Genomic DNA, 19405 nt, shown 5'->3' on the forward strand with positions numbered 1-19405 from the left:
GGCGCGCCGATAACTCCGCCTCCGCAGATCGCAACGCGCATGATGTCTCCTGAGGACTTCAGAACGAATGCAGAAAGCTCGTGTTGCGTCCGTGTTGCGCGGACCAGTCGGTACGAGATGGGAATGCCTGAAATTAAAGGGTTTTTAGAAGTACAGAGCGCAACACGCTCTGCTCAGACGAAAATCGCGTAACTGCTTGAAATTATTGGCGATCCCAGCAGGACTCGAACCTGCAACCCGCGGAGTAGAAATCCGCTACTCGAATCTTGTTCAAGATTCCGCGACCGATGGTCCCAACGACTTTGCGTGGATTGGGAGTCAGATCCGGCGCNNTGGTGACAATCGCCTGAATGCCCGGATTCTCGTCGTAGGAGAGGATGGCCACAGGACGTTAGGCGTCAGGCAGCGCCAGCACATCTCGGCCTCACGACGCAGCTTGAGCCGGCCGCCGCGGTCATGCGAAGCGTTACAGATTCAGCAGCTCCATCGACCAAAATCCGGGATACAAACTGAGATGCGAACTGGGATACGTTGACTTCATCGAAGCCAGAAAAGATGAGTAATTTTAACGTCATGGGGAGTGGTTGTTGGCGCTCCGAGGTACCCAAATTCTGCTGAATGTTTAGGAACGCTGCGATGTTAACCTCGACTCGTTGTTAAGTGTTTTCGGTACACACAGGTGGTTGGAGGTGAACCAGATGTTCATGTGATCTCCTCGAGCCACTTCCAGCCCGCGTACTTGTCGCCGGTCTGCCGGAGGTGGGTGTAGCGTTTCAGCGATTGCCAGGAGCGGTGGCCGGAGACCGCGGACACCTTGGGGATGTTCCAGCCCATCTCAAAGAGGCGGGAGATGCCGTCATGCCGAAGGTCATGGAAATGAAGGTCCTCGATATTCAGAAACTGGCAGGCGCGTGTGAAGGATGCCGAGACAGCATCGCTCGTCACCGGAAAGATCTCCGGCGCCACTTTCGGCATCGAGGCGATCACCTTCTCGGCCTCTGGCACGAGGTCGCACCATGTGTCGTTGCCAACCTTGTCGCCCGGATGCTTCATGTCTCTTACCAAGACCCGGCCGGGTTCAAGGTCGCTCCATAGGATGCGGGTGATCTCCTCTTGCCGGCGGGTAGAGAAGATGGCGAAGGCGACGATCTTCTGCATCGGCACGGTTCCGATCCGCCTGGCCTCGACGACACCGAAACGCGTGAGGATCTTGTCGAGTTCGTCCAGGGTCGGCCGGCGATCCCGCATCTTCGATTTGCTCGTAATCCCAAGCCGGCGGCAGACCGCGTGGGCGCCCTTGATCGCATTAAGATCAAGCTCCATGCCCCAGGCCGGCTTTGCGACCGCGAACACCGCCTGAAGATGCGACATGTAGTTGGCGACCGTCTGCGGCTGCCGGCTCTTCAAAAGATCCTCGGCTAGTTCGATCAGCATCTCACTAGTGATGATGCGGCATTGCTTCTCGGCGATGTCCATACCCTTGATCGCCTCGAGGACGTGCGCCTTGGTCTTGCCGATCTTCTTGCGGCTGGTGGCGACGTATTTGTCGATCGCGTCTCCGAGCGTCTCCTTGCCGGTCTTGGCGGCCTCCAAACCGCCGGGCTTGTCGAGCTCCCGCTCGCGCCGCTCGATCCAGCTCTTGGCCATAGCGCGGTCGTTGAAGGTGCGGGATTCCCGGTGGACAATCTGCCCGGAGCGCATCAATAGGATCTGGGCAGAATAGGCTATGGTGCCGTCCTTGCGACGGCGTGCGTTGATCGTTCCCACTACGACTTGCCCTTTCGATTTACGACTCTGTCGTAAATTAGCACCAAAATGGTGTGAAAAGGCAGGCAAAGAGGTGAAATCAGACGGTAGATTGTTCGGTATAAGTCATTGATAAGACTGAAGCATGAGTGATTCCAATAAATTCAAGTTCTGCGTGGCGCCCATGCTCGACTGGACCGACCGGCATTGCCGCGTCTTCCATCGTTTGCTGACGCGGCGGGCGCGGCTTTACACGGAGATGCTGACGAGCGCCGCCATCGTCCATGGCGACCGCGCGCGGCTGCTGTCCTTTGATGCGAGCGAGCATCCGGTCGCGCTTCAGCTCGGCGGGTCGGATCCGCGTGAGCTCGCCGCGGCGTCGAAGATCGGCGCGGACTTTGGCTACGACGAGATCAATCTCAATGTCGGCTGCCCGTCGGACCGGGTGAAGGAGGGCCGCTTCGGCGCCTGCCTGATGGCCGAGCCCGAGCTGGTGGCCGCCTGTGTGGATGCGATGAAGCGCGCGGTCGACGTTCCGGTGACGGTGAAATGCCGGATCGGCATCGACGATCAGGACCCGGAACAAGCGCTGGATCGGCTGGCGCACGGCGTCGTTGCCGCAGGGGCCGACGCATTGATCGTACATGCGCGCAAGGCCTGGCTGCAGGGACTGTCGCCAAAGGAAAACCGCGATATTCCGCCGCTCGACTATCAGCGGGTGTACCGTCTGAAAGCAGAGATGCCCCACGTGCCCATCATCATCAATGGCGGCATCGCGAGCCTGGCCGAAGCAAAGGCGCATCTTGCCCATGTCGATGGCGTGATGCTGGGGCGCGCCGCCTATCAGGAGCCCTGGCGTCTGCTCGAAGTCGATCCCGAACTGTTCGGCGAGGCGGCGCCGCACACGACGATGAAGGACACGTTCGAGGCAATGATGCCTTACATCGCGCGCGAGCTTGCCAGGGGCACGCGGCTGCACGCCATCACGCGGCATTTCGTCGGTGCCTATCATGGGGTGCCGGGCGCACGCGCGTTCCGCCGTTACCTCGCCGAGCACGGCGTCAAGCCGGATGCCGGACTCGATGTCGTGCGTGAAGCGATTGCGCAGGTCGAAGAGCGCAAAGCTGCGGCGATGGCCGCTTGATCTCTCATCTCTTTGTTTGAGCATGATCTTTTCGGCAAACCGGTTTCCACTTTTCCGGATCGTGCTCTAGGGATATCCGCGCAGCATCAGGTGGTCCGAGCGCACCTCCCAGCTTTCCAGCCGGTCGAGAAAGCTCATCCCGAGCAGGTTGGTCTTCATCTGTCCATGCTGCACCACCAGCGCCGGGACCGAGCGCTCGACCAGCCTGCCGATCGCGAGCCGGTCCAGCGTGAGCCGCGCCGCCTTGGTGTGGCCGCCTGCCGTTTCGACGTCGACGTTATAGTCCAACAGCTCCAGAGGCAGCCCGGCGGCTTTGGCGGTCTCATAGGTCAGCACCACCGAGGTCGCGCCGGTGTCGACCACCATCGGCGCGGTGACGCCGTTGATCTTGGCGCGCAGTGCGAACTCGCCGTTGCGGCCGCGCGGGATCTGCACGGCACGGGGTGAGGAGGCAAGCGCGCGTTCGCGCATGAACTCCGAGACGGTATCGCTGGCGCGCGCGACCGCTTCGGGATCCTTGTAGGCGACGAAGCCCGCGGTCGCCGCCAGCACCAGCGCAGCGAACAGCATCCGGCTCACGGGACGGCTCCCGTGTGCCGATGATTCACACCGAGGGCGGCTGGCTGCCCGGCGGCGCGAGGCCGGCATCCGCCATGCGCTGCGGAAGCCGCGCCATCAGTGTCCGACGTTCGGCGCTGTCCAGGCGATGCCAGCTCGCGATTTCCGGCAGCGTCCGGCCGCAGCCAAGACAGAGGCGGGTCGTGGGGTCGATCATGCAAACTGCGATGCACGGCGTTTCTTTGCTCATCTAATACACAATGAAAGGCATTCCAGTGCCGGCGCAAGCGCTAAAGCGCGATGGGACGGTTGAAACGGCATCGCGCTTTAGCTCCTTCGGTTGAGCATGATCTCCGCGCAAACGCCTGCGTCTGTCGCGAGGAAAAACCGCTGCACACTTTTCCGGATCATGCTCTAAAGCCCGGTGCCGGCGCTCATGATCGGCTTCTGTCGCACCCGCCATCGCTGGTCCGTCACCCCCGTGCTGGGAGTCTCCGGCTGCAGCGGCGGCGCCTCATCTGCGATGGATTCCTCGGCCATCGGCGCAAGCGCCGACATCACCCGCTCCGGCGGGAAGGTGACGATCACTTCCGTGCCGATGCGCAGCTTGGATTTCAGCGTGAACGTGCCGCCGTGCATGTCGACCAGGCTCTTGGCGATCGGCAGCCCCAGGCCGGCGCCCTGTTCGGCGGACTTGATCGAATTGGAGCCCTGGCCGAACGAGGCCAGCACGATCGGGATCTCGTCTTCAGGGATGCCGGAGCCGGTGTCTTTGACGCTCAGATATTGCCCGCCGGAGGCTGTCCAGCCGACCTTCAGCCAGATCTCGCCGCCTTGCGGGGTGAACTTGATCGCGTTGGACAGCAGATTGAGCACGATCTGCCGGATCGCGCGCTCGTCGCCCCAGATCTTCGGCATGCCCTGCTCGAATACCTCGTGAATGCTGATGCCGCGGCTCGAGGCACGCAGCTTCAACAGGTGGTGACAGTCGGCGACGACATTGACCAGCGCCACCGCTTCCTCGTTGAGCTCGTAGCGGCCGGCTTCGATGCGCGAGAGGTCGAGGATCTCGTTGATCAGGTTGAGCAGATGCACGCCGGAATTGTGAATGTCCGCCGAATATTCCTTATACACCGCCACGGCGTGAGCGCCGAAGATCTCGCTCTTCATCACTTCCGAAAAGCCAAGGATGGCATTGAGCGGTGTTCTCAGCTCGTGGCTCATCTGCGCGAGAAAGCGCGATTTCGCGACATTGGCGGCCTCCGCGCGGTAGCGCGCCTCGTCCGAGATCGCCTTGGCCTGTTCGAGCTCGCCGATCAGCGCGTCCTTCTCCGCGCGCGCTTCCAACGTCGCGAGCGTCGTCGAATGCAGGCGATAGGCGAGCAGGGCAAAATAGCCTTCCGCGGCAAGCGAGAGCGCGGCGAGGACATATTTGTCGAACGTGCCGCTGAGCGCGAAATCGAGCGCGATCGTGATCGTCACCGGCACGGTGGCCGCGAGCGCCGCGATCGGCAGGTTGGCGGCGAGCATGCTGGAGACCGCCACGACCAGCAGCATCAGGAACATCATCACCGTGTCGGAGACCGCGTCGAGCGCCGGATGGACCAGGATCGCCATCCAGCACAGCCCGTAGAGCAGGTCGAGCAGCACGAAGCGCGTGCGCCAGCGGCGCGTTGCCCCCGGCGATGACGGCTCGGCGAGGAAAACGAAACAGTTGCGCATGATCGCGGCATGGACACAGAGAATGCCGCAGGTCCAGGCCGCCGCCGAAATCGGCGGCATCCAGATGCCGAACAGAAGGCCCGTCGCGACCACCAGCAGCATCACCACATAGGATGCCGATATCCGGGTCTGCGCGTATTGCCGCAGCAGTTCCTGGTCGAAGGCGGGGCGTGTGCCGCTGGTCGACGTTAACCTATCGCGCGCCTCGCGAACACGCTGTTGAGCGGCCCGCCGGTTGCTGACGGGAGCCGCCGCATGCGGCTCAGCCGGAAGCTGCACGACTTCGGGCTTATCGGCGGGAACGCTCATGAAACAACACAAATCCTGCCCACGAACTGCGCGGGCTTTTTGCATTGTCTATCTCTCGCTCCAAATCATTAAGAGCTGGCTTAAGAAGCTAAAAATTCTCCTTAACGGAAGGTTAAATTAACTCTTTGAAGCATGATCCCGATGGGAGCGGATCATCCTCCATGTCCGTCACCCCTGCGCAAACGGCGTTGCCGTTTGTCGCTGGAGGCGCCGTCGCGAAGCGGCGGCCTCGAAGGGCGACGGCCCGGCTCTCGCAGCGAGGCCGCTCATCCTTCGAGGCGCGCAGGAGCGCGCACCTCGGAATGACGGGTCGAGATGGGGCTGCTCTGACACGCGGCAATGGCGCGTTTACTTCTCCAGCCGCGCGAGGAGGCTTGACGTGTCCCAGCGCTTGCCGCCCAGCTTCTCGACTTCCGCATAGAACTGATCGACCAGCGCGGTCACCGGCAACGTCGCACCGTTGCGGCGGGCTTCGGCGATGCAGATCGACAGGTCCTTGCGCATCCATTCCACGGCAAAGCCGAAATCGTATTTGCCCTCGTTCATGGTCTTGTAGCGGTTTTCCATCTGCCATGACTGGGCGGCGCCCTTGGAGATCGTGTCGATCACGGCATGGACATCGAGCCCGGACTTCTTGGCGAAGTGAATGCCCTCGGAGAGCCCCTGGACCAGGCCCGCGATGCAGATCTGATTGACCATCTTGGTGAGCTGGCCGGAGCCGGCGGGCCCTAACAGCTTGCACATCCGCGCGTAGGCGGAAATGATCGGCTCGGCGCCGGCATAGGCGGCTCCATCGCCGCCGCACATCACCGTCAGCACGCCGTTCTCCGCGCCGGCCTGGCCGCCCGAGACGGGCGCGTCGACGAAGTTGAAGCCGCGCTTCTTGGCTTCCGCGTCGAGCTCGCGAGCAACCTCGGCGGACGCCGTGGTGTGGTCGACGAATGTCGCGCCTTTCTTGATCCCGGAAAAGGCACCATCGGGGCCGATGGTGACCGCGCGCAGGTCGTTGTCGTTGCCGACGCAGCACATCACGAAATCCTGGCCTTCGGCAGCGGCCTTGGGTGTCGGCGCGGTGCGCCCGCCGAACTTCTCCGCCCATTGCTGGGCTTTGGCAGATGTCCGGTTGTAGACCGTCACCTCGTGACCGCCCTTTTTCACGAGGTGTCCTGCCATCGGAAATCCCATGATGCCGAGACCGATAAAAGCGACTTTAGCCATATGTGCTACCTTGGGTTCTTGCCGGCGATTGACCTCGCCGGACGGGCTATCGAGCATGATCCGGAAAAGTGGGTACCGGTTTTCCGAATAGATCATGCTCAATCGAAAACCTGGAGCGCGACGGCGGTCAACTCGATCCCGGTCGCGCTCCAGGAAGAGGGGGCAACATAACCCCTGGCGCGTCAAGGGCAACGGCTTCGTGTGCTGCGGAGAGCCGGTTTTGTGTTAGGATCGACCGTCAACGAGCTTCACAAAAAAGGGAGTGTTTCGCTATGGGCGTGAGCGTGGGCGTGCTCGATCATTTCAATATCCGGACCCGGAAACTCGCCGATACGGTCCGCTTCTATGAGGATGTCCTGGGGCTGGAAAAGGGCGCCCGCCCGAATTTCGCCTTTCCAGGCGCCTGGATGTACAGCGAAGGCAAACCCGTGGTTCACCTCGTCGATATTTCGCCGACGGACGAGGCACAAAAGCCCGATTCCGGCTGCGTCCATCACGTCGCTTTTGTCAGCCGGGGCTTTGAGGCCATGAAGCAGCGCCTGCAGTCCAAAGGCATGCGGTTCGAGGCCCGCCAGGTTCCCGGGGGCGATCTCTGGCAGATCTTCGTCCATGATCCCAACGGCGTCATGATCGAGCTCAACTACGAGGCCGCTAAGGAAAGCGCCATATCCGCACCGGCGGAGGCCACCGACGACATCGGGACGAAGGTGGTGTGATGATGCGCGAGGCGCATTAGCGCACAGGTCCCGCCGTAGCTCGGAGCGCGAAGGCGGAAGCGCAATGCGCCGCCCGCAAAGAACGGCGGGTTACGCCTTCGGCTAGCCCGGCCTGCGCTGGCGGCCGATCACGCAAACGCTCTATTGGTTGCTCCGGCGCAAATCGGGCCCCGGAACCGCTGTTCTTTTCCGCCGATACGTCCTATCTGTCGCGTGAGGCTAGATCGGCAGGAGAAGCGCTTTGAGCGTGACGCAGCAACAGGTTCTCGATGCACTCGCCAGGGTCAAGACGCCGCGCGGGGTCGCCTTGACCAACGCGAACGTGCTGTCGCCGGTCGCAGTCAATGATGGCAAGGTGTTCTTCTCCATCAATGTCGATGCGGCGGAGGCGCGTGCCTGGGAGAGCGTGCGCGCGCAGGCCGAAAGCGCGGTGCGTGCGATCCCCGGCGTTGCCACTGCGATGATCGCGCTCACCGCCGAGCGCAAGCCGGGCTCCGCACCGGCCTCGCGTGGTGCGCCCGGCGTCGCGCCGGTTTCCTCACACCGGCCGCCGCACAGCCCCGCCGGCTCGCCGATGGCGCGGCAGGCGGAGATTCCGGGCATTGCCGCCATCATCGCGGTCGCCTCGGGCAAGGGCGGCGTCGGCAAGTCGACCACCGCGCTCAACCTCGCGCTGGGACTGCGCGATTTGGGCCTGCGCGTCGGGCTGCTTGATGCCGACATCTATGGCCCCTCGGTGCCGCGGCTGACGGGCATTCGCGAAAAGCCCGAACTCAATGACGAGCGGAAGATGATTCCGATCGAGCGTTTCGGGCTTGCCATCATGTCCATCGGCTTTCTGGTCGAGGAGGACACCGCGATGATCTGGCGCGGTCCGATGGTGATGTCGGCGATCACGCAGATGCTGCGCGATGTCGCCTGGGGCACGCTGGACGTGCTGGTGGTCGACATGCCGCCGGGCACCGGCGACGCGCAGCTCACGCTCGCGCAGAATGTGCCGCTGAAAGGTGCCATCATCATCTCGACGCCGCAGGACCTTTCGCTGATCGACGCGCGGCGGGGCCTTGCGATGTTCAAGAAGGTGAACGTCCCTGTGCTCGGCATCGTCGAGAACATGAGCTATTTCCAATGCCCGCATTGCGGCACGCGCTCGGATATTTTCGGCCATGGCGGCGCGCACCATGAGGCGGAGCGGCTGGGGGTGCCATTCCTGGGCGAGATTCCGCTGCATATTGCGATTCGCGAGACGTCGGATGCCGGCAATCCCGTGGTCGTCAGCGACCCCAATGGGCCGCATGCGGCGATCTATCGCGCCATCGCCGGCGAAATCCGCGAGCAGCTCAAGGGTGTGATTGCGGCGGCCTGAACGGGGCTTCGGCCCTCTATGCGACTTTCGTTTAATCGCCGCAGTCATGCGATTGTCGCGTTTTCGTGGGCCCGGTTTCCGTGTAAAAGGCGCCCCCGGAAGCGCTTCGGTTTGACCGCAAGCCATCGTGTCACCGGAAGATTGCTGCAGGAATTGGGAAAACGCGCCAACAAGGAGAAGGCCTTAAAATGAAGCGTCGTGATTTTTTGAAGGTTTCGGCGACCGGGGCGGCGGTCGCGGCGGTTGCATCGCCCGCGATCGCGCAGTCCTCGCCCGAAATCAAGTGGCGCCTGACCTCGAGCTTTCCGAAGTCGCTTGACACGATCTATGGCGGCGCGACGGAGTTCGCCAAATACGTCGCGGAGATGACCGACAACAAGTTTCAGATCCAGGTCTTCTCTGCTGGCGAGATCGTGCCGGGCCTGCAGGCCCTGGACGCGACGTCCAACGGCACCGTGGAGATGAGCCACACCGTCTCGTATTACTACGTCGGCAAGGACCCGACCTTTGCGATCTATGCTTCGGTGCCGTTCGGGCTGAACGCGCGCATGCAGAACTCCTGGTGGTACCAGGGCGGTGGACAGGAGCTCGGCAACGAGTTCTTCAAGAAGTTCGGCGTGATCGCGTTCCCGTGCGGCAATACCGGCACCCAGATGGGCGGCTGGTTCCGCAAGGAGATCAAGACGGTCGCCGATCTCTCGGGGCTGAAATTCCGCATCGGTGGCATCGCAGGACAGGTGCTGCAGAAGGTCGGCGTCGTGCCGCAGCAGCTTGCCGGCGGCGACATCTATCCCGCGCTGGAAAAGGGCACGATCGACGCCGCCGAATGGGTCGGGCCTTATGACGACGAGAAGCTCGGCTTCCAGAAGGTGGCGAAGTACTACTATTATCCGGGTTTCTGGGAGGGCGGACCGACCGTCCACGCCTTCTGCAATCTCGACAAATGGAATTCGCTGCCGAAGAGCTACCAGGTCGTTCTCACCAACGCGGCGGCCAACGCCAATAGCTGGATGGCCGCGCGCTACGACATGCAGAACCCGGCTGCGTTGAAGCGGCTGGTGGCCGGCGGCACCCAGCTCCGTCCCTTCACCAACGAAGTGCTGGAAGCCTGCCTCAAGGCCACTAACGAATTGTGGTCGGAAATCTCCGCCAAGAATCCCGACTTCAAGAAATCCATCGAGGCGATGCAGGCCTATCGCTCCGATCAATATCTCTGGTGGCAGGTTGCCGAATACACCTTCGACAGCTTCATGATCCGCTCGCGCACCCGCGGCTGATCCTATCCTTAAGTCTTAGACGACACAGCCCGGCCTCGGCATGAGGCCGGGCTTTTTTGCGTGGCAACAGGCCAGGCGATGTTCCATGCTTGCTCCCAAGCCTCGGCAAGAAGGCTCCACAAGCACACCAGAGGGAGAGAACATGAAACGTCGAGACTTTATCAAGGTCACCGGCTTGGGCGTCGCAGGCGCCGCAACCGTGGCGGCTCCGGCGATCGCGCAAGGCATGCCGGAGATCAAGTGGCGCATGACCACGAGTTGGCCGAAATCGCTCGACACGCTGCACGGCGGCGCCGAGATGATGGCCAAGTTGGTCGGCGAGGCCACCGACAACAAATTCCAGATCCAGACCTTTGCCGCCGGCGAGATCGTGCCCGGCCTGCAGGTGCTCGACGCGGTGCAAAGCGCCACCGTCGAGATGGGGCACACCGCGTCCTATTACTATTTCGGCAAGGACCCGACCTTCACCTTCGGCTCGTCCGTGCCGTTCGGCCCCGACATGCGCATCAACCAAGCCTGGTACATGCTGGGCGGGGGCAGGGAGGTTCTGAACAACTTCTACAAAAACTACAACGTGATCTCATTGCTCGCGGGCAACACCGGCTGTCAGATGGGCGGCTGGTTCCGCAAGGAGATCAACACGGTCGATGACCTGAAGGGCCTCAAATTCCGCATAGGCGGGTTCGCCGGCCGCGTCATGCAGAAGCTCGGCTGCGTGCCGCAGCAGCTTGCCGGCGGCGACATCTATCCGGCGCTGGAAAAAGGCACGATCGATGCGGCCGAGTGGGTCGGCCCCTATGATGACGAGAAGCTCGGCCTCTACAAGATCGCGCCCCACTACTACTATCCCGGCTGGTGGGAGGGCGGCCCGATGCTGCTTGCATTCATCAATCTCGATAAGTGGAACGCGCTGCCGAAATTCTATCAGGGCGTTCTCGAGCTGGCCGGTCACTACGCCAACAACTGGATGATGGCGAAATACGACTCGACCAATCCAATGGCGCTGCGCAAGCTGCTCGCCGGCGGCGCCAAGCTGCATGCGTTCTCGCCGGCCATCATGGAGGCCTCGTTCAAGGCAGCGAAAGAGCTGCACAACGAGGTGTCGGCGACGAACGCGAACTTCAAGAAGGTCTATGAATCGCTGACCAACTATTCCAACAACAGCTACGCCTGGTTCCAGGTCGCCGAAGTCGGCTACGACAATTTCATGGCCCGGCATTCGCAGAGCTGACGAGGGCGTGTCATTGCGGAAACAAAGACCCCGGAGCGAAAGCTCCGGGGTTTTGTTTGCACACTGAAAGCGGACTCCAATCTATAACCGCTACCCTGAGGTGCCAGATTGGAGTCCGTGAGATCACCCCACTACTTGCTCGGCGGCCCCAGATCCAGCGGCGGCAGATCGATCTGCGGCACCTCGATCTTGATTTTGTTGAGGTCGACATCGGTCGGCTTGTCGAGCAGGCCCGTCACCGTCACCGGGAACGCGATCACCAGCGCCACCATCAGGGCCTGCAGCCCGATCCAGGGCATGGCGCCCCAATAGATGTCGGAGCTCTTGACCTCCTTCGGCGCGACGCCGCGCAGGTAGAACAGGGCGAAGCCGAATGGTGGATGCAGGAACGAGGTCTGCATGTTCACGCAAAGCATCACGCCGAACCAGATCAGCGCCGCGTCGGCCCCAACGACGGGGGCGAGAACCTTCTGTGCGATCGGCGCGATCATCGGCAAGATGATGAAGGCGATCTCGAAGAAGTCGAGGAAGAACGCCAGGAAGAAAATGAAGATGTTGATGAAGGCGAGGAAGCCCCAGGCGCCGCCGGGCAGCGAGGTCAGCATATGCTCGAGCCACTCGCCTCCGGACACGCCGAGGAACACCACCGAGAAGCAGGTCGAGCCGATCAGGATGAAGGTGACCATGCAGGTGATGCGCATGGTGGTCTGATAGCCCTGCTTGATCAGGTCGCGCAGCTCGGGGATGCGCGCGGCCTCGATGCAGATCCAGGCCACGGCGAAATAGGTGATCGCAAAGGCGATCTTGAAGACGATGTTCTCGGTGTAGAACATCGCGATGATCGTGCCGACGCCGGCCGCGATCACGCCGACGATCAGGATCTTGCTGCCGATCCGGCTGAAATCCTTGTGGTGGATCGCGGCCAGCACGATAGCGCCGACCGCGCCCATGGCGCCGGCTTCCGTCGGCGTCGCAAGACCCATCATCATGGTGCCGAGCACGACGAAGATCAGCACCGCGGAAGGGATGATGCCGAGCAGGCATTTCTTCCACAGGGCCCAGCCGGTCAGCGTGCGCGCTTCCTTCGGCACCGCCGGCACGTGATGCGGCTTGAAGATGCCGAGCAGGAAGGTGTAGCCGGCGAACAGCACGATCTGGAAGATCGACGGTCCCCAGGCGCCGAGATACATGTCGCCGACCGATTTGCCGAGCTGGTCGGCGAGTACGATCAATACCAGCGAGGGCGGCACAAGCTGCGTAATGGTGCCGGAGGCCGCGAGCACACCGGTGATGTAGCGCATGTTGTAGCCGTAGCGGATCATCACCGGCATCGAGATCAGCGCCATGGCGATGACCTGCGCCGCGACCGTGCCGGTGATGGCGCCAAGGATGAAGCCGACGATGATGACGGAGTAGCCGAGACCGCCGCGGATCGGGCCAAACAACTGGCCCATCGAATCCAGCATGTCCTCGGCGAGCCCGCACCGCTCGAGCACTGCGCCCATGAAGGTGAAGAAGGGGATCGCGAGCAGAAGCTCGTTGGACAGCACGCTGCCGAATATGCGGCCGGGAATCGCCTGCAGGAAGTTCAGGTCGAAGAAGCCTTGATGAATGGCGAGGAATCCGAACGACAATCCTACGGCTGCGAGCGTGAACGCGACCGGGAAGCCGATCAGCATCGCCAGAACCAGGCCGCCGAACATCAAAGGCGGCATCATTTCCAGCGTGATCATTGGGTCGGCCTCTCATATTTCGCGTCGATCGTCACTTCGCCCTTGAGCGCTGCCATGCGCTTGATCACTTCGGAGACGCCCTGCAAGGCCAGCATGACGAAGCCGGAGGGGATAACGAATTTGATCGGCCAGCGCAGCAGGCCGCCGGCATTGCCCGACATTTCGCCGACGTTGTAGGACTGCATGAAGAACGGCCAGGACAGATAGGCGAGCAGCAGGCAGGACGGGATCAGGAAGAACAGCGTGCCAATCAGGTCGAGCCAGAGCTGGCCCCGCTCGGACAGGAAGAGGTAGAAGATCTCGACCCGAACGTGCTCGTTGCGCTTGAAGGTGTAGGAGGCGCCGAACATCACGATGATCGCGAACATGTACCATTGCGCCTCGAGCCAGCCGTTGGAGCTGTAGTCGAAGGCGTAACGGATCATCGCGTTACCGGCGCTGAGCAGGCAGGAAAAGAGCACCAAGAGGTTACAGACGTAGCCGATCTTTTCGTTGAGCTGGTCGATGGCGGTGCTGACTGCCAACAATGGGCGCATCTCGTTCTCCGCGGCCGCGCGTCAATGCGCGCCGATAACTGCCAAAGGCATTGCTTCGCCGTCACGCGGGGAATGCGCGCGGCCACGGCTCACCTTGCGGAGCGATTGCAATGCCAGTCCCTCCCCACATCTCGCTTTCGCCGTCTTGGCTGCGCAAGCGGCGCAGCGGCCCATCTGGGCGGGCCGGCATCGAAAGCAACCGCACGTAAATCAGCGCGTTTTCGCCCCGTCAATCGGAAAATGGACAAATTGACGCGGTGCCAAGCATCTGCCGGGGTTTGGTAAATCCGGCGACGCGCGCTGGCTTCTCCGTGTTCTTACGGGGAGACGGGTGGGTACGAGACTGTCGCCTCGCGTTGAGCTCGCCGAGAATCCTGCGCGAAATTCCCGGATTTCGACCTCCCACAAAGGGGATGAGGTGAAGCTGATCGGCCGTCGGCTCGGGCGAAGCAAAGACCTGCCGCCTAGCCCCCCGTCACGCTCATATGCCGGGAAACGCTCGGACGGTTATGCCGGCGATCGATGATGAAGTCGTGGCCTTTCGGCTTCAGGCCGATGGCGCGGTCGATCGCGGCCGAGAGCAGCTCGTCATCGCTTGATGCGCGCAGCGGCTTGCGCAGGTCGGCGGCATCCTCATGACCCAGGCAGGTGTGCAGGGTGCCGGTGCAGGTCACGCGCACGCGGTTGCACAGCTCGCAGAAATTATGCGTCATCGGCGTGATGAAGCCGAGCTTGCCGCCGGTTTCGCTGATGCGGACGTAGCGCGCAGGTCCCCCGGTGCTCTCATCGAGATCGGTCATCGTATAGTGCTTGGCAAGCCGCGCGCGCACGAGTGACAGCGGCACATACTGGTCGATGCGGCCTTCGCCGATTTCGCCCATCGGCATGACCTCGATCAGGGTCATGTCCATGCCCTTGCCATGCGCCCATTCGATCAGGGCGGGGATTTCGTCCTCGTTCAGGTTCTTCAGCGCCACTGCGTTGATCTTCACCGCAAGCCCCGCCGCGCGCGCCGCCTCGATGCCGGCCAGCACCTTGTCGAGCTCGCCCCAGCGCGTGATGCTCCGGAATTTGAGCGGGTCGAGCGTGTCGAGCGAGACATTGATGCGGCGCATGCCGCAGTCACGCAAGTCGGCGGCATAGCGCGCGAGCTGGGTGCCGTTGGTGGTCATGGTCAGTTCGCGCAGCGCACCGGTCGCAAGATGACGCGACAATGAGCGCACCAGCGACATCACGTTGCGCCGGACCAGCGGCTCGCCGCCGGTGAGGCGGAGCTTGCGAACGCCCTTGGCGATGAAGGCCGAACAGAGCCGGTCGAGCTCTTCCAAGGTCAACAGGTCGGCCTTGGGCAGGAAGGTCATGTCTTCCGACATGCAATAGAAGCAGCGCAGATCGCAGCGGTCGGTGACCGACACCCGCAAATAGCTGATCGTCCGACCGAACGGATCGGTCATCGGACGCGAGGTATGGGGCAGACTATCGAACGGAGCATCGGTCATGCGAAAAAGCACTCAAACCAGCTTGCGGCCGTAACAGGCGCGGCACAGGACATATGGGTGCAATCTAAGCATGGCGCGGCGCCTCGACAATCGGCGATGCCGATATGAGGCGCTACGGGCCGTGCGATGCTGCAACGAGGGGATCAGCGGGTCGCAGGCGGTGCGTTCGGATCGGGGAACGCCGAATCCGTCGCAGCGGTAGGGGCGGCAGCGGCCTTCGGTTTCCTGCTTCTCGGATGCATTTTGTGCGCCTTGGGCGGGGGACCCGAAGGCTGCAGTTCCGCGAACACCGGATTGGGGTCGGTCACCGTGGTGGCGGGTGTGGTGAGATCGCCGGGGTTGCGGATCACCTTCACCTGCACGGTGGCGGGCTCGTACTTGGCGAGCGAGTAGGCGACGGAGAAGCCGGCGTCGGGGGCAGCCACTGAGACAGAGCAGGGGGTTTTGCAACCCGGTCCCAGCGAGGTCGTGGCATCGGCGCCGGACGGCTGGGACTCGAGCTGGACCTGAATAGTCGGTGGGGTGGACTTGAAGTAGTCGCTCAGCGAGGACGACGAGCAGCCGCCCAGGCTCGCCCCGGCTAAGGCAATCGCGAGAACACGACGCATGATCAATCCGTCACTCTACTGCGGCAGGGCGCCGCAATCCCCGCCGCGACCATAGGAGCCTCGGGACGGCGGCGCAACCGGATGCGGCCTTAAGTTAATTGATGGTTAACAGAATCCTGCAAGAGTCGAAATTAAAGCGATGTCTCAGCGGCTTACGCGAAGCTTTGATGGAACCGAGAGATCTTCCACCGCAGGGGGCAGATCCCGCATGTGGTGGATCACCCGATCGGGCTTCAACTCGGCAATGGGAACATCGGTATAACCGAAGCTGACACCGATCACGGGAACCGAGGCGCGGCGGGCGACGCCGACATCGGTTCCGGAGTCGCCGACCATGATGGTTGAGGAGACCTCGCCGCCGGCCCGCGCCACGGTTTGACGCAAGATCGCCGGGTCCGGCTTTGATACCCCGAACGTGTCGGCGCCGCAGATGGCCGCAAATCGCCCGCTTAGCCCGAGCTGGTCCAAGAGCCGCTTGGACAGCCATTCGAGCTTGTTGGTGCAGACCGCGAGCAGATGGCCGCGGGCAGCGAGGTCATCCAGTGCCTCCTCCAGACCCTCGAACGGGCGCGAGGCGTCGGCGATGTGGTCGGCATAATGATCGATGAAATCGGCCGTCAGGCGGGTGACGTCTTCGGGGCTGGTGAAGCGCCCTTCCACCTCAAGGCCACGTTCGATCAGCTTGCGGGCGCCGGCGCCGATCATCTTGCGGGCGGAGGCCAGCGGGACGGCCGGTAAACCCTCGCGCTCCAGCACGAAGTTCAAGGCGCTGATCAGGTCGGGCGCCGTATCCACCAGCGTTCCGTCCAGGTCGAAGACAATGAGGGGGAGAGCGGCCATCCCGAAAACCGCTAGCGGTCCTGATCCGATCCTGCAAGGGCAGGGAATCAGGCTGTGGACAGCGATCGTGGCGAGATTTCGCCCGTGCCCGCGTCAATTGCGCTATTCCGCCGCACCAAACGAGGCTAGATATGCGCGCGCCGGGCGTCTGGACCTGGCAGGACCGGCGTCATGCCGAGAGCTGCAAGCCGAGGGGCTTAAAATTGTGTCGATGGACGAATTGAAACGGCGGGCAGCGGCGCGCGCGCTGGAACAGGTGCGCGACGGCATGCGGCTTGGCCTCGGTACCGGTTCGACCGCCAGGCATTTCGTGGAACTGCTCGGCGAGCGCGTTCGCGCCGGGCTTGGCGTCGTGGGCGTACCGACCTCGGAGGCGACCAGGGCCGATGCTTTGGCTGCCGGCGTTCCCTTGACCACGTTGGATGAGATCGACCGGCTCGACCTGACGGTTGACGGCGCCGACGAGATCAATCCCGAACTCGACCTGATCAAGGGCGGGGGCGGTGCATTGTTGCGGGAAAAAATCGTCGCCAGCGCCTCCGATCGCATGATCGTGATCGCTGATGATTCGAAATGGGTCGATGCGCTGGGCCGCTTTCCGCTGCCGGTCGAGGTGATCCCGTTCGGCATTGCCGCGACCCAGCGGGCCATGGCCAATGCTTTCAGGGAAAGCGGCGTCCCCGGCCAAATGATGCTCCGCACGGCCAAGGATGGCCACGTTTTTGTCACCGATGGCGGACACTGGATTGTCGACGCCCATCTCGGTCGCATACAAGACGCCCGCCGCCTGGCAGCGCTGCTCAGCGCGATCCCGGGTGTGGTCGAGCATGGGCTGTTCGTGGGGTTAGCCAGTACGGCGATATTGGCAGGCGCGCAGGGAATACGCGTTGTTGATCGGCCTTAAGCCGCAATCCATCAAGGAGAGACCGGAATGAAGAGCGTTTTCAGAATGTTGCCGGCTGCCGGCATTGTACTGGCCGTTGCGTTGGCCGGTCTGCCGGCCGGGGCACAGCCACAGCAGCAGGCGGCGCCCGCGCTGAAGCCGGGCTCGCCGGCGGCGATCGCCGCGGCCAAGGAAATCCTGGCCATGAAGAACGCCAGCGCCATGTACGCCAACGCCGTTCCGAACATCGTGCAGCAGACCAAGGACACGCTGCTGCAGACCAACCTCAACTACCAGAAGGACCTCAACGAGGTCGCCGTCATCGTCGCGCAGAAGCTCGCCGGCCGCGAGAAGGAGATCGGCGACGGCATGGCGCAGATCTATGCCAATGAATTTACCGAGCAGGAATTGAAGGACCTGGTGACGTTCTATAAGTCCCCGCTTGGTCAAAAGTTGTTGGCGAGTGAGCCGCGCGCGATCCAGTTCAGCATGTCCTACATGAACCAGTGGGCGCAGCAGTTTGCCGAAATCGTCAACGGCGAATTCCGCGCCGAGATGCGCAAGCGCGGCAAGCAGATCTAGCAACGGTCTGCAACAGGTCGAGGTGAGAGATGGCTGAATTCGACGTCGACCTGTTTGTCATCGGAGGCGGTTCGGGCGGGGTTCGCGCCGCCCGGATCGCGGCGGGTTACGGCGCCCGCGTCATGGTCGCCGAGGAATACCGGATGGGCGGCACCTGCGTAATCCGCGGCTGCGTGCCCAAGAAGCTGTTCGTGCTGGGCTCGCATATCAGGCACGAGATCGAGGACGCCGCCGGCTTCGGCTGGACCATTCCGCAAGCGACCTTCGACTGGCCGACGCTGATCGCCAACAAGGACAAGGAGATCGCGCGGCTGGAGGCGGCCTACACCGCCAATGTCGAAAAATCCGGCGCCCGCATCGTCAAGACGCGCGCGGTGTTCGAGGATGCGCATACGTTGCGGCTTGCGACCGGCGAGAAGGTCACCGCAAAGCACGTGCTGATCGCGACTGGCGGTGCGCCCAATCATGGCCGCATGATCGAGGGCATCGAGCATGTGATCTCCTCCAACGAGGCGTTTCATCTGCCGGAGCTGCCCAGGCGCATCGTGATCCAGGGCGGCGGCTACATCGCGCTGGAGTTTGCCTGCATCTTCGCCGGCTTCGGCTCGGACGTGACGGTGATCTACCGCGGCGACAACATCTTGCGCGGCTTCGACGACGACGTGCGTGCGCATGTGCGCAGCGAGATGGAGAAGGAAGGCATCACCATCCTGACCGGCTGCACGATCGAGAAGGTCGACCGCTATGGCGACGAATACGTCTCTCACCTCTCGAGCGGATCGAGCGTCGCCTCGGAAAAGGTGATGTTCGCGATCGGGCGGCATCCGAATGTCGCCAATCTCGGCCTGGAGAAGGCTAGCGTCGCCATCAATCCGAGCAATGGCGGCATCGCGGTCAACGCGTATTCGCAGACCAATGTGCCGCATATCTACGCTATCGGCGACGTCACCCATCGCCTCAACCTGACGCCGGTCGCGATCCGTGAAGGCCACGCCTTTGCCGACACCGTCTTCGGCAAGCGCGACGTCAAGGTCGATCACGCGGACATTCCGACCGCGGTGTTCTCGCAGCCCGAAGTCGGCACGGTGGGGCTGACCGAAACCCAGGCGCGCGCGCAGTTCAGCCGCGTCGACATTTACAAGACGACGTTCCGGCCGCTCAAAGCCACGCTGTCGGGCCGCGATACCCGCGTCTTGATGAAGCTCGTGGTCGACGGGGTGAGCGATCGCGTGGTGGGCTGCCATATCGTTGGCGATTATGCCGCCGAGATCATTCAGGCGGTGGCGATCGCGGTGAAGATGAAGGCGACGAAAGCCGATTTCGACGCCACGCTCGCGCTCCATCCGACCGCTGCGGAAGAGCTCGTGACCATGCGCACGCCGACCGCACGTCATGTGCGGCAGGCGGCGGAGTAGGGCTCGGCCTCTCCGTCATTGC

The 19405-nt window shown here is 62.6% G+C and carries 18 protein-coding genes; 8 read left to right on the forward strand and 10 right to left on the reverse strand.

The window, feature by feature from the left end; all coding sequences use genetic code 11:
* Window positions 1–702: 702 nt before the first annotated feature.
* Window positions 703–1767: a tyrosine-type recombinase/integrase gene (locus F758_RS0126500; RefSeq protein WP_024510712.1), complete on the reverse strand. Its 1065-nt coding sequence runs from the start codon at window positions 1765–1767 to the stop codon at window positions 703–705.
* A 124-nt stretch (window positions 1768–1891) separates the two neighbouring features.
* Between F758_RS0126500 and dusA the strand changes: the two genes are divergently transcribed.
* A complete protein-coding gene (dusA, locus tag F758_RS0126505; protein ID WP_024510713.1) occupies window positions 1892–2890 on the forward strand; it encodes a tRNA dihydrouridine(20/20a) synthase DusA in 999 nt (332 codons plus the stop codon).
* A 66-nt stretch (window positions 2891–2956) separates the two neighbouring features.
* On the opposite strand, the gene F758_RS0126510 is transcribed toward dusA, so the two are convergent.
* From F758_RS0126510 to F758_RS0126525, 4 genes are all read right to left on the reverse strand, one after another.
* Entirely contained in the window at window positions 2957–3460 is a 504-nt protein-coding gene (locus F758_RS0126510) for a TIGR02281 family clan AA aspartic protease (protein ID WP_157450177.1), read from the reverse strand.
* Window positions 3461–3494: 34 nt separating this feature from the next.
* Window positions 3495–3698 (reverse strand): DUF1289 domain-containing protein, encoded by a 204-nt coding sequence (locus tag F758_RS0126515; RefSeq protein ID WP_024510715.1) that lies wholly within the window; start codon window positions 3696–3698, stop codon window positions 3495–3497.
* A 164-nt stretch (window positions 3699–3862) separates the two neighbouring features.
* Window positions 3863–5479 (reverse strand): sensor histidine kinase, encoded by a 1617-nt coding sequence (locus tag F758_RS0126520; protein ID WP_024510716.1) that lies wholly within the window; start codon window positions 5477–5479, stop codon window positions 3863–3865.
* 348 nt (window positions 5480–5827) lie between these two features.
* The gene (locus F758_RS0126525; protein WP_024510717.1) at window positions 5828–6697 is read right to left on the reverse strand and encodes an NAD(P)-dependent oxidoreductase; all 870 of its coding nucleotides are present in this window, start codon (window positions 6695–6697) and stop codon (window positions 5828–5830) included.
* Window positions 6698–6969: 272 nt separating this feature from the next.
* On the opposite strand from F758_RS0126525, the gene F758_RS0126530 reads away from it, so the two are divergent.
* The 4 genes from F758_RS0126530 (at window position 6970) to F758_RS0126545 (ending at window position 11287) form a co-directional block, all read left to right on the forward strand.
* On the forward strand, window positions 6970–7413 hold the full coding sequence (locus F758_RS0126530) for a VOC family protein (RefSeq protein WP_024510718.1): 444 nt from the start codon (window positions 6970–6972) through the stop codon (window positions 7411–7413).
* Window positions 7414–7654: 241 nt separating this feature from the next.
* Window positions 7655–8779, forward strand: coding sequence for an iron-sulfur cluster carrier protein ApbC (gene apbC, locus F758_RS0126535; protein ID WP_024510719.1), 1125 nt, complete (start codon window positions 7655–7657; stop codon window positions 8777–8779).
* Window positions 8780–8967: 188 nt separating this feature from the next.
* Entirely contained in the window at window positions 8968–10056 is a 1089-nt protein-coding gene (locus tag F758_RS0126540) for a TRAP transporter substrate-binding protein (RefSeq protein WP_024510720.1), read from the forward strand.
* 142 nt (window positions 10057–10198) lie between these two features.
* Complete coding sequence (locus F758_RS0126545; RefSeq protein WP_024510721.1) at window positions 10199–11287, forward strand: TRAP transporter substrate-binding protein; 1089 nt, start codon at window positions 10199–10201, stop codon at window positions 11285–11287.
* Between the two features lie 131 nt (window positions 11288–11418).
* Here the strand turns inward: F758_RS0126545 and F758_RS0126550 are convergent, their stop codons facing one another.
* From F758_RS0126550 to F758_RS0126570, 5 genes are all read right to left on the reverse strand, one after another.
* Window positions 11419–13020, reverse strand: a complete 1602-nt coding sequence (locus tag F758_RS0126550; protein ID WP_024510722.1) for a TRAP transporter large permease — start codon at window positions 13018–13020, stop codon at window positions 11419–11421.
* Entirely contained in the window at window positions 13017–13556 is a 540-nt protein-coding gene (locus F758_RS0126555; RefSeq protein ID WP_024510723.1) for a TRAP transporter small permease subunit, read from the reverse strand. The genes F758_RS0126550 and F758_RS0126555 overlap by 4 nt, the downstream gene beginning before the upstream one ends.
* A 464-nt stretch (window positions 13557–14020) precedes the next feature.
* The gene (gene moaA / locus F758_RS0126560) at window positions 14021–15055 is read right to left on the reverse strand and encodes a GTP 3',8-cyclase MoaA (RefSeq protein ID WP_024510724.1); all 1035 of its coding nucleotides are present in this window, start codon (window positions 15053–15055) and stop codon (window positions 14021–14023) included.
* 143 nt (window positions 15056–15198) lie between these two features.
* Complete coding sequence (locus F758_RS0126565; protein WP_024510725.1) at window positions 15199–15663, reverse strand: hypothetical protein; 465 nt, start codon at window positions 15661–15663, stop codon at window positions 15199–15201.
* A gap of 144 nt (window positions 15664–15807) precedes the next feature.
* On the reverse strand, window positions 15808–16503 hold the full coding sequence (locus F758_RS0126570; RefSeq protein ID WP_024510726.1) for an HAD family hydrolase: 696 nt from the start codon (window positions 16501–16503) through the stop codon (window positions 15808–15810).
* A 205-nt stretch (window positions 16504–16708) separates the two neighbouring features.
* Here F758_RS0126570 and rpiA point away from each other — a divergent pair, with 205 nt between their 5' ends.
* From rpiA to gor, 3 genes are read left to right on the forward strand one after another with little or no spacing between them, the layout of a single operon-like run.
* The gene (gene rpiA / locus F758_RS0126575; RefSeq protein ID WP_024510727.1) at window positions 16709–17407 is read left to right on the forward strand and encodes a ribose-5-phosphate isomerase RpiA; all 699 of its coding nucleotides are present in this window, start codon (window positions 16709–16711) and stop codon (window positions 17405–17407) included.
* A gap of 27 nt (window positions 17408–17434) precedes the next feature.
* A complete protein-coding gene (locus F758_RS0126580) occupies window positions 17435–17968 on the forward strand; it encodes a DUF2059 domain-containing protein (RefSeq protein WP_024510728.1) in 534 nt (177 codons plus the stop codon).
* Window positions 17969–17997: 29 nt separating this feature from the next.
* Window positions 17998–19383, forward strand: a complete 1386-nt coding sequence (gene gor / locus F758_RS0126585) for a glutathione-disulfide reductase (protein WP_024510729.1) — start codon at window positions 17998–18000, stop codon at window positions 19381–19383.
* Window positions 19384–19405 lie beyond the last annotated feature (22 nt).

The organism is Bradyrhizobium sp. ARR65 (genome assembly GCF_000472385.1).
Lineage (GTDB): Bacteria > Pseudomonadota > Alphaproteobacteria > Rhizobiales > Xanthobacteraceae > Bradyrhizobium.